The sequence below is a fragment of the Sphingobium sp. TCM1 genome, from assembly GCF_001650725.1.
Taxonomy (GTDB): Bacteria; Pseudomonadota; Alphaproteobacteria; order Sphingomonadales; family Sphingomonadaceae; genus Sphingobium.
Genome location: NZ_LXVX01000021.1, coordinates 17944 through 30307, shown reverse-complemented (window position 1 = coordinate 30307; position 12364 = coordinate 17944). Strand labels below are relative to the sequence as shown.

Here is a 12364-nt window from a genome sequence, read left to right as displayed (position 1 = left end):
TAGAGTCTTTTCTGAGGGAGAGGGCATCGCGTGGAAGGTACGCCAGACAACGCTAAGCGAGAACATTTCAAGAACCGTATGATGGCCGTTACCGCCGGAGGTCGCTAAGCCCCAGTTCTTCCCACATCCATGTAAAGTCATAGGTGCCCATCGGATCGGCGGTGCCCGATTTTGCCGCGCCATTTTCGATATATTTGAGCCAGTCGGCTACCTTTATGGCCGCTTCGACCTCGACCTGAACGACCGGATTGATTTTGGACGGCTTGCAGCGTGAGGCGGCTGATCGGCCTATAACATTTGGGTACACCCCAGAGTGATAGGGCCGAGTGACACCATTCGTCTGTCACAAAAGGGTGGGTTTGCGCTCAATGTGACGATACACTGCAAGAGCCACCCTAATGTGACGGATTTTGCACTTGGCTCGTATCGGATATGCCCGCGTCAGCACCACGGACCAGGATCTGGATATCCAGATTGGCCGCCTCAAGAATGCAGGTTGCGAAATTATCCGTTCCGAGACCGGATCGGGGGCCTCGCGGAGCGGGCGCACGGAACTGGAAACGATCATGCAGTTTATGCACACCGGCGACGAGCTGGTCGTGCTGCGGCTCGACCGGCTCGGCCGCTCCACGCGCGATGTCCTGAACCTGGTGCATGAGCTTGATGAAAAGGGAGCTTCGCTGCGCATCCTTGAGCCAGAGGTGACGACGGCGGGCGACATGGGGCGAATGGTCATCACCATACTCGGCATGGTCGCCGATATGGAGCTGAAGTTCATCAAGGATCGTCAGCGCGCCGGGATCGAAGCGGCGCGCGCCGAAGGCGTTTACAAAGGCCGGAAGAAGAACGTCGATGACGATGAAATCCGCCGTCGCCTTGCCGCCGGCGCCAGCAAGGCCCGCGTTGCCCGCGACCTGAAGGTCTCACGAATGACCGTCTATCGGGCGCTCGACATTATTCCGTCACAGACCAAACTGCCGGAAAAGCCGCCCACTGCCAGCATCGCCCTGCATCTGATTATCGAGAACTTCAACAAGCGTGGAAGAGGTAGAAAACCCGCTCGGGAGCGGATTGAGGCGATGCTGGAACGCGACTACGCCATGGTAAAAAACGGCAATTGTGATTACAAACTGACCGTCGCCTATGACCCCGATCCGGATGGCATTTCCCTTGATGAGGAAATCCAAAGCCTCCTCTCCGAGATGTTCAACATCGCAGAGAGCTACAATTGCTCCATGGAAGCCGATATCTACGAGGTCGGTGGTCAGCAACGGTCCTGGTAGAATCAATCAAGCGTTCAGTGTTCGTTCTTCAACCTGGCCAAAATCGCAGCTTCGGGCCGACTGGGCCAAGATGGCGGACACGATTAGCACGGCCATGAGTTTTCCCCTAAGCTATATGTTTGCATGTGAACATGCTCACTTGCCTACAGGACTTTCCCCCATCTTTCGGAGCCAGTCGTTGAACGCCTCGGCCATCGCGTCCTGCAAGCTCATGCCGTGCTTGCGGGCGGTCATGTGCATGGCGAACGACATTTCCGGGCTGAAATAGCCCGTCATCGCCTTCTTGCCCTGACGGCTCGGCGCAACCGGGCTGCTGCTCGAACTGCTGCCGGTGCCTACGCCAGTGCTGCGGGCGCTCGGCGCGGCCGCCCTTCCCTCCGGCTCGGCCGTCGCCGGCGTCGGCGCTGCGTCCCGATCCCGCAATGCAAGCAATGATCCCTTCCGGCTCATGCGCTGGCCCTCCGCTTCCTATCTGCTGGCATGTTTACATGTTCACATGCCCACTTGTAAAGCTGACGCACCTCATCGGCCGCCTTGCCATTCGGTTCGATCTCCATCACGGTTTTTCCCTCGGTCGCCGCATGGCGGAACGCGGCGCGATCCGCGACACGCAGCGGGCAGGCGTCCAGCCCGTAACCCTGCACGAGCTGCGCCGCCTCGTCATACATGCGTGGCGCGGTCGGGCTTCCCGCCGTGAAGATCACGAAAGCGGGCTTGCCGCGCATCTTCACAAGGCTGGCCGTGGTCTTGATCGCGGCCAGGTCGAACGCGCTCGGCCGACAAGGTATCAACACCAGGTCGGCCGCCTCGACGGCGGCGCTGGCGGCGCTGTCGGCATGGGGCGGGGTGTCGATCACGATGAACTCCGCGCCCTGCGCCGTCGCTTGCTCGATCTTGGCGGCAAGGCGAGGGGGGGCGCTGTCGATCACGACCGGGGGCGCGTCCTGCCGCCATGCCGCCCATTGGCTCGCCGTCGCCTGCGGGTCGAGGTCGATCACCAGCGCGGTATGCCCGGAATCCTCGGCGGCTGCGGCCAGGTGCAAGGCGAGGGTGGTCTTGCCCGCGCCCCCCTTCTGGCTGATGATCGCGATTGTTGGCATGTGAATATCCTTACATGAACTCATGTTTGCATGTGGTCATAGCGCAAGCGGCTATCGGATGAAAGGGCAGGGCGTCTAGCCGTCCTCGCCGCCCTCATCCTCGCTGTCATCGTCCAGCGCCTCATGGCTCATCTGGCCGTGATCCTCGATCGGGCAAAGCGGCGCTCCGGCCTGCTCAAGCCATTTGCGCGCGGTCCTCGCGGTATAGCCGCACGTCGCGCACTCGCATTTCAGCATCCGGGTTTTCTGCTCCTTGGGCGCGGTCGACTCCCCGTCCGTGTCGAGACGGGCATGGGGGAGGGGGCCAGCGGCATCGAGGATCGGTGCGACGGCCGCAAGGAACGCCTCGCCGGGGGTGGTGGCGCGCATAGGCCCGACCAACCCCAGCCCCAGCGCGACCCGTTTAAACGCCTTCCCATGCCCTGCCGGGATGCCGACGGCGGCATGGACCAGCTCATGCGCGAGGATGGCCGCGATCTGCGCCGGCATCGCATCGGGCGCGTGCGCTAGGTCCGGGCGAATGAAGATTTCAAAATGCCCGTCCGCGCTAAGTCGGTTGTCCCAGCACTCACCGATCGCCTTGCCCTTCGCGCCTCTGCTGGTGAAGCCGATCGCCACGCGTAAGCGGTCGGGCAGGGGGGCGTCCAGCGCCTCGAACAGCAGAGCCATGCCCTGCGCCACGGCATTGAGCCAGCTTTCGCGGGTTTCGTGGGTCATCGTCTTTACTCCCTTCAAATCGCCTGTCCGGCGATGGCCATGCCATCGGCCGGAACACGGACGCCCAAGAACGCCGGCGAGAGAGGGGGGCAGCGGGAATCTGCGGGAGTGGTGCGCGGCGCAGGGAGGCGCAGCCGAGTGAGCCACGGTCCCGCTGATTGCCGTTGCGGGGGAGAGGCGGCCGGGACCGCCTTTCCCCCGGCACTGCTGCGCGAGATCCGCGCAGCGATCTCGCTTCCGCCATGTGGATCGTTACCTTGGGCCAAGACCGCTTGCGGGCTTGGGGAGCGTGAGCGACTAGAGCCACGGTGCCGCGCCAGCGGCAGGCGCATAATCACCGCACCCATTGCCAAAATCAGATTTTGTGACTACATTGGGACTACGTTTTCAGAAGGAAATCCCAATGGCTGTTTCCGACACCTATGTCCGCGCCAGGATCGACAATACGACGAAGGAACGCGCCACCGCCGCGCTGGGCGCGATGGGCCTTTCGATCTCCGACGCTATCCGGCTGCTGATGCTGCGTATCGCCGACGAACGGCGCTTGCCTTTCGAGGTCAAGGTTCCGAACGCCGCGACACGCGAGGCAATGGCAGAGCTGGCGGCGGGGAAGGGGACCAAGTTTGCCAGCGTCGATGCGCTGATGGCGGACCTCCATGCGGACGATTGATCGTTCGACCCGGTTCAAGCGCGACTACAAGCGGGAATCAAAGGGCCGACATCGAGCGACCCTCGATGCCGATCTTCTGCCCGTCCTGGCCGCGCTCGCGACCGACACGCCGCTTGATCCCAAATACCGCGACCATGATCTGAGCGGCGATTGGGCGGGCTACCGCGATTGCCACGTCAAGCCCGATCTGGTGCTGATCTACGCCAAGCCCGACGACGAAACGCTGCGCCTCGCGCGCCTTGGCTCGCATAGCGAGGTATTCGGATAGATGACGCATATGCGGGCGATCTTCATCCGCCACGGCGAATCTACAGGCAACGCCGGCGTGCCGTGTCGCGATCTCGCGACGATCGAGCTGACGGAGCACGGCCACGAACAAGCGCGCCAGGTCGCGGCGAGCTGGACGCAAGCGCCCGCGCTCATCGTCACGTCGCCCTATACCCGCACCCGGCAGACGGCCGCGCCGACGATCGCGCGCTTCCCCGGCGTCCCGGTCGAAGTCTGGCCGATAGAAGAGTTCACCTATCTGCAACCGGCGCGCTGGAACGGCACGCGCAGCGCCGAGCGGATGCCGCACCTCGAACGCTATTGGAGCGAGGCCGATCCTGATTATTGCGACGGGGAGGGGGCGGAGAGCTTCGCCAATCTGCTCCGGCGCTGCGAGGCGGCGCTTGCCCGCCTCGCCGCCATGCCGGCCGCTTCGCTGGTCTATGTGTTCGGGCATGGGCAATTCATCCAGGCCGCGCGCGCGATCGTCGCCGACGCTCATCTGGACGATCGGGGCAAGATGCTCGGTTTCTGGCACAAGGGCGAGCCGCCCGCGATCAGCAACGCGCAGCAGGTAGGGTTCCATTGGCAGGGCGGGCGCTGGGGATGTGCGCCAGCGATCGCCGCCTAGATCAACACCCGCTCCACCTCGTCCAGCGTCACGTCATCGGGCCGGCGGTCATAGAGCTGGGTCGTGCGGGTAGAGCTGTGGTTCGCCATCGTCGCGGCCGTCTCCAACGTGCCGCCGTTTTTCAGATAGGTGGTGATTCCGGTCGCGCGGAACGAATGGTTGCCGATCGCCGTCCCGATCTCGGCCGCGCCTGCGCGCCGGCGCACCATCGCGAAGGCATTGGCTTGGGGCAGGGGGGTATCGCTTAGTCGCTTAGTCCCGCGTGCGATCGTGCGGAACAGCGATCCCTTGCGATCCTCACGCAGCGCGCACCCGTCGATATAGGCGGTCAGATAATCCTCTAGATTGTGATGGCAGGGCATTTCATGGCGCTTGCCGCCTTTCTCGTGCAGTCGGACCCATAGCCGCCTGTTCTGCATGAACACGTCCTCGACCCGCATCGCTAGCGCCGCGCCGATCCGCGCGAAACTATAGACCATCAACCCGATCAGGGCGCGGTCGCGCAGGCCCGCATGGGTGGTCACGTCGATGCTGTCGAGCAACCGCCGCGCCTCGTCCGGGGCCAGCACCGGCGTCTTGCCGCGCCGCTGGCTATGCGCCGGCCCGCGCACCGATCCGGCAGGGTTCACCGGCACGATATGGCCCGTCACCAGCCAGTCGAACAGGTGGCGCACGCCGGCGAGCTGCTGCTTGACGCTGGGCGCGGCCAGCTCGCGCCCCAGCGCCTCGACCCAGGCCGCGACGTGGAGCGGTTGCACGGCCTCAAGCGAGGCGACGCCGCGCGCCTCACACCAGGCCAGGAAGTCGCCGGCCGCGCGCATATAGGCGCGGCGCGTATGCGGGTTGCGAATGGTGACGGCGAAGAACTCAAGGAAGCGCAGCCGCGTGGCGTCGTCGGCCGCCGCGATCAAGGCCGGCAACGCCAGCGCCGGCGAGGGCAGGGGGGCGAGCTGGTTCATCGTGCGATCTTCTGCCAACGGGCCGGCTCGGGGCGAGGCTTCGCCAGCTCCCGGCGCAATTCGTCAAACATCTCATCAGCGGGACGAACGCGGCCCGCCTTCACGTCCTCAAGCCCGCGCGCAACCGACTCGTCTAATATCCGGCGTAGCAGCTCGTCGCGCAAATCGCGGTGCGGCTCCATGTCGATAAAGTTCTTGACGATCGCGAACACCGCCTCGGACGGATCAACGAAATGGCCCCGCTCGACCTGCGCCAACAGCCAATCGGCCATGTCGCCGGGTAGATACGCCTCGAAACGCAACCCGCCCGCGCGCGCCTGCTCGCACAGCGCCTTGGCTTGGTCGCGCTCGGCGTAGTTGTCGGCAAAAGCCTCGTCGTCATTTTCGATCATGCCGGCATCCCTTTTTGCGGTGGATCTTCGGAGGCGTTTAAACGCTCTCTGCGGGGTCGCCGCGATAGCGCACCCAAAGGTCGCCCATCGCGTCGCGGTAGCCCCAGGCATCGGCGTAGGTGGTCGACTCCTGCGCCAGATAGGCCATGACCGTAAGCATATCCTCGGCAATGACGGCATCGACGGCATCGACGTTGCACAAGTGGATGATCGGGAAATGCCCGCACTCGTCGCCGTTCCACCAGGCCAGCAGGAAATCCGCGACCTTGCCGGATGCGCCGGTTTCGGCCGCGCGTGTGGGCGGCCGCGCGATCGGCAGCAAGCTGCCGATCGCCGCGCCGGCCTCATCGAAACTGACGGCCCGGATGACGGGGCGACGTTGCGGGGGTGTCGTGGCGGCCGTCCCGGTCATGCGATCATGGTCCCTAGAGTGTGTGATAAAGGACATTATCACATATAGAAGCGCGACGCTAGCGAAACGACCACCGCAGGCGCCGAGATCCCGAACTCGCCCCCTAATCTGGTGAGCGACGGCAGGGCTTGCTCACCGATCTGGCGGCACACCGTTCGGCGTCTCCAACTTAGGGGGTCGATGCGCACCATTACCTTCATCACGCACTTTCAAGTCAGACATCGGCTATTGCGAAGCAGTTGCATATATCATAGGGCGGCGCACAGATTGAGAACGATTCGCAAGGGGGTGAAATGAAAAAAAGTACATTGAGCGGCGCGTTAGGCCTTGGATTAATGGCCGTGCCCGCAGCGGCCCAGGACCAGCCAGCTCCCCCGGCTACGGACGCACGCCAAACAATCATCGTCACCGGCGTCCGGGACGGCTACCAGGTCGATGCGACCAGCACCGCCACCCGCACTCCGACCAGTCTCAAGGACGTTCCACAGGCGGCATCGATCATCACCGAGGCGCAGATTGACGATCAAGCTATGCGCTCGATCGCCGACGTGCTTCGCTATGTCCCCGGCGCGGTGATATCTCAGGGTGAGGGTCACCGCGATCAGATCATTCTGCGCGGCAACAACAGCACCGCAGACTTCTTTGTCGATGGCCTGCGTGACGACGTGCAATATTACCGCGGCCTCTACAACGCAGAGCGGATCGAGGTCCTGAAAGGTCCCAACGCAATGATCTTCGGCCGCGGTGGTGGGGGTGGGATCGTCAACCGCGTCACCAAGCGCCCCGGTGCCAACGCCTTCATCAGTAGCAGCGGTTCGGCGGATACATATGGCGCATGGTATATCGACACCGACATCAACCAACCGATCAGCCAGTCCGCCTCGGCTCGACTGAACGCCGTCTATGAGGAGTTCAACAGCAACCGGGACTTCTACGACGGACGCCGGCTCGCGATCAATCCGACCTTTGCCGTATCGCTAGGCGGCACCACACGGATCGACCTGGGCTTCGAATACAACAATGACAAGCGCACGATCGATCGAGGCGTTCCCTCGGCTGCCCAAGGCTCTCTGACCAGCCCGTCACGCCCCCTTACCGGTTTTCGCGATACCTTTTTTGGTGTGCCGGGATTCAACGTCAGCGATTTCGAGGCTAAGGTCCTAAGCGGGCGCATCGAGCATCGGTTTAGCGACAACCTGACCGTAACCAGTCGCGTCCTCTACGGAGATTATGACAAGCTCTATCGAAACACTTTCGCGGTAACCCCGGCCACCCCGCGCGGCGCCGTCCAGAGCGTCGGCCTCGAGGCATATAGCGATCCCACGACGCGCAAGAACCTGCTCAACCAGAACGATCTCGTCTGGACCGTCACCACCGGCCCCGTCCGCCACGTGCTGCTCGCCGGCTTCGAATATGGCGATCAGCGCACGCGCAACCAGCGGATCAATGGCTTTTTCGGAAGTGGTGATATCGTCAATGGAGGGCGGCGCGTCTTTGTCGCGTTGGCTGACCGAATCACGGTGCCGCCAGTCACGCTGCGCACCACCGCCAACACCGGCTACCGGTCTATCCGGACAAATGCCGACGCCACGGCCTTCTATGTGCAGGACCAGATCTCGATCGGCGAACATGTCGATGTCATCGGCGGCGTTCGCCGCGACCGCTTCAAGCTCAGCATCGATGATCTCGTCGCCGGGCGGAGCTATAGCCGGACCGACACCCTCTGGTCTCCCCGCCTTGGGGTAGTGCTGAAGCCGGTGCAACCCGTCTCGATCTACGCCAGCTATAGCCGGTCCTTCCTGCCGCAATCGGGCGATCAGTTTTCATCGCTCGACATAACAACCGCCGCGCTGGAACCAGAGAAGTTCGACAATTACGAAGTCGGCCTCAAATGGGATGTTTCCCCAACGCTTAACCTGACCGCTGCCGTCTACCGGCTCGATCGCACCAACACCCGCGCGACCGACCCCAACGACGCCACGCGGACGGTGCTAACGGGCGCGCAGCGCAGCAAAGGGCTTGAGATCGGCCTCAACGGCGCGATCACACCCCAATGGCAAATCAGCGCCGGCTACACGCTGCAGGACGCAAAAATCCGCAAGACAACGAGTGCGGCTCCTGCCGGCCGCGAGGTCCCGCTTGTGCCCAAGCAGCAGGCTTCGCTCTGGACCCGCTACGACTTCACCCCTCGCTTGGGAGCCGGGGTCGGCGTCTACCACCAGACAAAAAGCTTCACCTCCGTCAGCAATGCCGCCGTCCTGCCTGCGTTCACCCGCGTCGATGCCGCCGCGTTCTTCAAGCTCACCCCCCACATCGAGGCGCAAATCAACGTCGAGAACCTCCTCGACAGCAATTATTTCTCGTCCGCCTACAACGATAACAACATCATGCCCGGTGCGCCGACAACCGCGCGAGCGACGGTTAGAATGAGCTTTTAGACAAAGGCTTTTCCTTTGGTGCTGGATGCTTTCACCGTAGTTGTTCAGCACGCACTAAACCGCCTCCTCGGCGGGGGGGCAGACACAGACATGGCCCCTCCATTTCCTCCAGAAGACGATAGTGTCGATCTATCGCCGCTGCCCGTTCTTGGACCATTCCGCTTGCCGTCACCCAACTCCTGCGGACAGCGGAATGGTCATGTGCCGCTGCCCGGCTCACGAGCAATATCGGCGGCTTGTTGCCAATCGCGCTATCTGGTCGCGACAAACGTCGACATATGCACGGCCATGCCGTTACCCGCATCCGCCACGCACGTAATAGTCACCATCCTCAATTAACCTAATAAACACCATGGTTGCCGCCGTAGCTGTGCTCGGCCTGCCAACAGAGGTGAATCAGGAACTTGAAAACAGCGGGACGCGTGGATCGCCGGCCTGCGTGCGAGCTGTGAACGATTGGATGCAATGGAAGAGTGCGCCGCGGCGCTCGGGGGCGTTCGCGCTTCGGGGTATTCGTTCACGTCGGATTCGAGGGGTGTTCGCCGGCCGTGCGTAATGGATGTGAGCAAGACGGAGGAAGGAACATGGATATGGATTTAGACAGCGCGTTGCGCCGCCTTGCCGAGCAGCCGCTTCATCCCCGGCTCGCTGAACTGGAAGGGGATGTCATGCGATTAATCGCGGCGGAGCAGCGCGCGGGCAGCGGAGTGACACTGCGGGCTGGCATGCTGGCAGCGGTAGGCGCGGTCGCCTTGGGAGTGGTGGGCGGCGGATTGTCGTCCGCAGCGGCGCCTGCGCAGATGCCGACGCTGACGCCTTTCGGGCCTGCCGCGCCGCTAGCGCCTTCGACCTTGCTGGCGCTCCAGTGACGGGCAGCGCCCGGAGAACGATGCTGATCGCGGCCATCGCGTTCACAGCAGCGGTCGCAGGCGTGTGGGCTGGACGCGAAGTGTTTCCTTCGTCGACGACCCCAGGCGTGGAGCTTCACAGATTGCTCCACGACGGGCTTGAGTTGGACGAGGCTCAACGGACCAAACTCCAGACGCTGGAGTCTCGCTTCGCCGTCCGAAGGCGTGCCTTGGAGCTGGAACTCAGGGCCGACAACGCGCGGCTCGCCGACGCCATCGAAGTCGAGCATGGCAATGGGCCGCAGGTCGCGGCCGCTGTCGATCGTTCGCACGGCTCGATGGGCGAGCTCCAAAAGGAGACGTTGAACCATATGTTCGCGATGCGGCAGATCCTGCGGCCTGACCAGGCGAGGACGTTCGACCGCGCGGTGGTGAAGGCGCTGACCGCAGACGCGCGGTGAGTCTTGAACTTTCGGCCTGCACGGACGGCGAACTCGCCGCCTTGACGCTCGCTGGACGTCAGGCCGCCTTCGCCGAGATCATGCGCCGGCACAAGGGGCCGGTTTACCGCCTGATCCGTGCACATATCGGCGATGCCGAAGAGGCGCTTGACCTCACTCAGGAATGCTTCGCGTCCGCCTTTCAGAACCTGCCAAGATATGACGGAGATCGGCCGCTCGCTGCGTGGCTGGCCCGCGTGGCGATCAACAAGAGCCGCGACTGGCATCGGCGGCGGCGCATACGCCAGATATTATCGTTCGCTTCTTCGCTGCCGCCCGAGACGATGGAAAGTGAGTGGGATGAGGCGCCAGGCGCCGACGCGGTAACCTTCGACCGCGCGGAACTAGTCCGGCTTTCGCGCGCGGTGTCCCAGCTGCCGGCCACGCTCAAGGAGACGATCTTGCTGCGGACCGTGGAGGGCTTGTCCCAAAAGGAAACCGCCGCCGCGCTGGGGATCAGTGGCAAGGCCGTGGAGACGCGGCTTCGGCGCGCACGCAAAAAATTGTTGGATATTCTCGATCGCGCATGAGGGGGTGGACTGGTTCATGCGTAATATGGGGTAATGTCGGCGGCGTCTCCCCGGCTGCAAGCATAGATCGGAGTGAAGGAACGGCATGAGCCGCAATCTGAACCGGCGCGACGTGATGCGCGGAACCGCCATGCTCGGCGGCACGCTGGCCATGGGCACCTTCATACATGGCGGCCTCAACCATCTGGCGTTCTCAAGGGGGAAAACATGATTTTGGCATTGAGGGTGGCAGTAGCCACATCGCTGGCGACGCCGATCGCAGTCACCGCGCAGCCTGCGCGCGTCGCGGATACAAGGGCCGTGGAGGCGGTGCTGTCGCAGTACAAGGCCGCGATCGAGAAGCTCGATGCGAAGGGGACAGAGCGATTCTTCGCGGCCGACTCGCAGATATTCGAAACGGGTGGCTCCGAGGGAAGCTACGCCACCTACCTCGCCCATCATCTTGGGCCAGAGCTGGCGGCGTTCAAGTCGTTCACATTTTCCGACTACAAGGTCAGCGTTCGCTTTGAGGGACCGGTTGCACTCGCTACCGAGACCTACCGCTATCGAATCGAACCCAAGAACGGAGCCGTAGCCGAGCGTATTGGCGTCGCGACCAGCGTCTTAACGCGCGAGGGAAATAGCTGGAAAATCGTCAGCATGCACAATAGCGGTCGCAAGCCGAAAGGCTCCTGATCGGTCTATGGCCGCTACTGCTTCTTCGCTGGATTCGACGTAGCCGACTGCGGTGTCGCGCTGGTCGAATTCGTCGGGTGATCGTGCTCCGCTATGCCGGCATAATGGTTCATCTGATCCTCGGAGATGTCCGACGTTTTCTCGCTGCTGCCACAAGCCGTTACGGCTAGGGGTAACAGAAACATGGCCGCGATAATCGCCCTCGATCTTCTCATAACATACCCTTCGATGCCGAACTGAACCCATCATAGCTGATACGGTGCTTATTTGACTTGCTCACAATGATACGGTGGACAAGATTGCGCTAGACCGGCATGCTCATGATGTCCTTATACGCGGAAAGCAACTTATTGCGAACTTGCAGCGTCGCCTCGAACGCGATCGACGACTCCTGCCGCGCGAGCATGACCTTTGCAATATCGACCTCTTCGCCGCGCTCATAGGCGACTGTCAACTGGCCGGCGCGAGCGTTGATTTCATTAATCTTTTGAATCTGTGTTTGCAGTGTAGAGGTAAAGCCGCCTGGTTCCGTACGTTCAGTCCCCAAAATCCTTTGGTTTGAGCCAGGCCCTGCAAGCGAGTCTGCACCGTCCGCCTTTCCAAGCACGGTATCCATCGCTGCTTCGAATTTTGCTCCCGCACCCCCGGGGCTACCAACAGAACCCGCGCTGCTTGCTACATTTCGAAGCGCCGCATTCCTGTCGAGGATGGCGCTTCGCACGGCCATGACGTCGTTGAAGATGCTGCTCATGTTCACCCCGGTGCGACCTCTAGCATAGCTGTATAATCGCATCGCATGCGTTAGAGGATGGTTAACGACGCTTAGGAATGATTGCTTCATCGTAAAGCCGTGCGCCGATCCTTATAGGATTCGTCCAAGCCTGCCAGACGATGCGCGACCAGAGGTCTAATCATTGGCAGTTGACGAGATGGGACTCACTA

General features: G+C 62.5%; 17 protein-coding genes. 10 read left to right on the top strand and 7 right to left on the bottom strand.

The window, feature by feature from the left end; all coding sequences use genetic code 11:
- Positions 1 to 416 precede the first annotated feature (416 nt).
- Positions 417 to 1283 (top strand): recombinase family protein, encoded by an 867-nt coding sequence (locus A7Q26_RS15270; protein ID WP_006953933.1) that lies wholly within the window; start codon positions 417 to 419, stop codon positions 1281 to 1283.
- Between the two features lie 135 nt (positions 1284 to 1418).
- On the opposite strand, the gene A7Q26_RS15265 is transcribed toward A7Q26_RS15270, so the two are convergent.
- The 3 genes from A7Q26_RS15265 to A7Q26_RS15255 form a co-directional block, all read right to left on the bottom strand.
- Positions 1419 to 1733 (bottom strand): ribbon-helix-helix domain-containing protein, encoded by a 315-nt coding sequence (locus A7Q26_RS15265; RefSeq protein WP_004212926.1) that lies wholly within the window; start codon positions 1731 to 1733, stop codon positions 1419 to 1421.
- Positions 1730 to 2383 carry a ParA family partition ATPase gene (gene parA, locus A7Q26_RS15260; RefSeq protein WP_004212927.1) on the bottom strand — a complete coding sequence of 218 codons (654 nt, stop codon included), beginning with the start codon at positions 2381 to 2383 and terminating at the stop codon, positions 1730 to 1732. Before parA ends, A7Q26_RS15265 begins: the two co-directional genes overlap by 4 nt.
- Before the next feature lie 75 nt (positions 2384 to 2458).
- Positions 2459 to 3100: a hypothetical protein gene (locus A7Q26_RS15255; protein ID WP_062069512.1), complete on the bottom strand. Its 642-nt coding sequence runs from the start codon at positions 3098 to 3100 to the stop codon at positions 2459 to 2461.
- A 403-nt stretch (positions 3101 to 3503) separates the two neighbouring features.
- On the opposite strand from A7Q26_RS15255, the gene A7Q26_RS15250 reads away from it, so the two are divergent.
- Genes A7Q26_RS15250 through A7Q26_RS15240 form a run of 3 tightly spaced genes read left to right on the top strand, consistent with a single transcriptional unit; the run spans position 3504 to position 4668 of the window.
- A complete protein-coding gene (locus tag A7Q26_RS15250; protein ID WP_004212930.1) occupies positions 3504 to 3770 on the top strand; it encodes a type II toxin-antitoxin system RelB/DinJ family antitoxin in 267 nt (88 codons plus the stop codon).
- Complete coding sequence (locus tag A7Q26_RS15245) at positions 3757 to 4038, top strand: type II toxin-antitoxin system YafQ family toxin (protein WP_004212931.1); 282 nt, start codon at positions 3757 to 3759, stop codon at positions 4036 to 4038. The genes A7Q26_RS15250 and A7Q26_RS15245 overlap by 14 nt, the downstream gene beginning before the upstream one ends.
- Before the next feature lie 9 nt (positions 4039 to 4047).
- Positions 4048 to 4668 carry a histidine phosphatase family protein gene (locus tag A7Q26_RS15240; protein ID WP_062069522.1) on the top strand — a complete coding sequence of 207 codons (621 nt, stop codon included), beginning with the start codon at positions 4048 to 4050 and terminating at the stop codon, positions 4666 to 4668.
- Here A7Q26_RS15240 and A7Q26_RS15235 read toward each other — a convergent pair.
- The 3 genes from A7Q26_RS15235 to A7Q26_RS15225 are packed head-to-tail and all read right to left on the bottom strand — an operon-like array spanning position 4665 to position 6431.
- Complete coding sequence (locus tag A7Q26_RS15235; RefSeq protein WP_004212934.1) at positions 4665 to 5627, bottom strand: tyrosine-type recombinase/integrase; 963 nt, start codon at positions 5625 to 5627, stop codon at positions 4665 to 4667. The genes A7Q26_RS15240 and A7Q26_RS15235 overlap by 4 nt on opposite strands.
- Positions 5624 to 6019 carry a hypothetical protein gene (locus tag A7Q26_RS15230; protein WP_062069509.1) on the bottom strand — a complete coding sequence of 132 codons (396 nt, stop codon included), beginning with the start codon at positions 6017 to 6019 and terminating at the stop codon, positions 5624 to 5626. The genes A7Q26_RS15235 and A7Q26_RS15230 overlap by 4 nt, the downstream gene beginning before the upstream one ends.
- Before the next feature lie 37 nt (positions 6020 to 6056).
- Complete coding sequence (locus A7Q26_RS15225) at positions 6057 to 6431, bottom strand: DUF7673 family protein (RefSeq protein ID WP_066687741.1); 375 nt, start codon at positions 6429 to 6431, stop codon at positions 6057 to 6059.
- Positions 6432 to 6766: 335 nt separating this feature from the next.
- Between A7Q26_RS15225 and A7Q26_RS15220 the strand changes: the two genes are divergently transcribed.
- The 6 genes from A7Q26_RS15220 to A7Q26_RS15200 all read left to right on the top strand — a co-directional run bounded on the left by A7Q26_RS15220 (position 6767) and on the right by A7Q26_RS15200 (position 11422).
- A complete protein-coding gene (locus A7Q26_RS15220) occupies positions 6767 to 8869 on the top strand; it encodes a TonB-dependent receptor (RefSeq protein WP_231472262.1) in 2103 nt (700 codons plus the stop codon).
- A 590-nt stretch (positions 8870 to 9459) separates the two neighbouring features.
- Positions 9460 to 9738 (top strand): hypothetical protein, encoded by a 279-nt coding sequence (locus A7Q26_RS15215; protein ID WP_231472263.1) that lies wholly within the window; start codon positions 9460 to 9462, stop codon positions 9736 to 9738.
- Between the two features lie 20 nt (positions 9739 to 9758).
- Positions 9759 to 10178: a periplasmic heavy metal sensor gene (locus A7Q26_RS15210; protein ID WP_066861358.1), complete on the top strand. Its 420-nt coding sequence runs from the start codon at positions 9759 to 9761 to the stop codon at positions 10176 to 10178.
- Complete coding sequence (locus A7Q26_RS15205) at positions 10175 to 10747, top strand: RNA polymerase sigma factor (RefSeq protein ID WP_066861355.1); 573 nt, start codon at positions 10175 to 10177, stop codon at positions 10745 to 10747. Before A7Q26_RS15210 ends, A7Q26_RS15205 begins: the two co-directional genes overlap by 4 nt.
- Positions 10748 to 10832: 85 nt before the next feature.
- On the top strand, positions 10833 to 10958 hold the full coding sequence (locus A7Q26_RS24690; RefSeq protein ID WP_084439156.1) for a twin-arginine translocation signal domain-containing protein: 126 nt from the start codon (positions 10833 to 10835) through the stop codon (positions 10956 to 10958).
- Positions 10955 to 11422: a YybH family protein gene (locus tag A7Q26_RS15200; RefSeq protein ID WP_066861352.1), complete on the top strand. Its 468-nt coding sequence runs from the start codon at positions 10955 to 10957 to the stop codon at positions 11420 to 11422. Before A7Q26_RS24690 ends, A7Q26_RS15200 begins: the two co-directional genes overlap by 4 nt.
- 304 nt (positions 11423 to 11726) lie before the next feature.
- On the opposite strand, the gene A7Q26_RS15190 is transcribed toward A7Q26_RS15200, so the two are convergent.
- Positions 11727 to 12173 (bottom strand): flagellar hook-basal body complex protein FliE, encoded by a 447-nt coding sequence (locus tag A7Q26_RS15190; protein ID WP_197421634.1) that lies wholly within the window; start codon positions 12171 to 12173, stop codon positions 11727 to 11729.
- Between the last annotated feature and the right edge of the window lie 191 nt (positions 12174 to 12364).

Coding starts and splice junctions, on each gene's coding strand:
- A7Q26_RS15265 (WP_004212926.1), bottom strand. CDS start 1,733: ATGAGCCGGAAGGGATCATTGCTTGCATTGCGGGATCGGGACGCAGCG.
- parA (WP_004212927.1), bottom strand. CDS start 2,383: ATGCCAACAATCGCGATCATCAGCCAGAAGGGGGGCGCGGGCAAGACC.
- A7Q26_RS15255 (WP_062069512.1), bottom strand. CDS start 3,100: ATGACCCACGAAACCCGCGAAAGCTGGCTCAATGCCGTGGCGCAGGGC.
- A7Q26_RS15250 (WP_004212930.1), top strand. CDS start 3,504: ATGGCTGTTTCCGACACCTATGTCCGCGCCAGGATCGACAATACGACG.
- A7Q26_RS15245 (WP_004212931.1), top strand. CDS start 3,757: ATGCGGACGATTGATCGTTCGACCCGGTTCAAGCGCGACTACAAGCGG.
- A7Q26_RS15240 (WP_062069522.1), top strand. CDS start 4,048: ATGCGGGCGATCTTCATCCGCCACGGCGAATCTACAGGCAACGCCGGC.
- A7Q26_RS15235 (WP_004212934.1), bottom strand. CDS start 5,627: ATGAACCAGCTCGCCCCCCTGCCCTCGCCGGCGCTGGCGTTGCCGGCC.
- A7Q26_RS15230 (WP_062069509.1), bottom strand. CDS start 6,019: ATGATCGAAAATGACGACGAGGCTTTTGCCGACAACTACGCCGAGCGC.
- A7Q26_RS15225 (WP_066687741.1), bottom strand. CDS start 6,431: ATGACCGGGACGGCCGCCACGACACCCCCGCAACGTCGCCCCGTCATC.
- A7Q26_RS15220 (WP_231472262.1), top strand. CDS start 6,767: ATGGCCGTGCCCGCAGCGGCCCAGGACCAGCCAGCTCCCCCGGCTACG.
- A7Q26_RS15215 (WP_231472263.1), top strand. CDS start 9,460: ATGGATTTAGACAGCGCGTTGCGCCGCCTTGCCGAGCAGCCGCTTCAT.
- A7Q26_RS15210 (WP_066861358.1), top strand. CDS start 9,759: ATGCTGATCGCGGCCATCGCGTTCACAGCAGCGGTCGCAGGCGTGTGG.
- A7Q26_RS24690 (WP_084439156.1), top strand. CDS start 10,833: ATGAGCCGCAATCTGAACCGGCGCGACGTGATGCGCGGAACCGCCATG.
- A7Q26_RS15200 (WP_066861352.1), top strand. CDS start 10,955: ATGATTTTGGCATTGAGGGTGGCAGTAGCCACATCGCTGGCGACGCCG.
- A7Q26_RS15190 (WP_197421634.1), bottom strand. CDS start 12,173: ATGAGCAGCATCTTCAACGACGTCATGGCCGTGCGAAGCGCCATCCTC.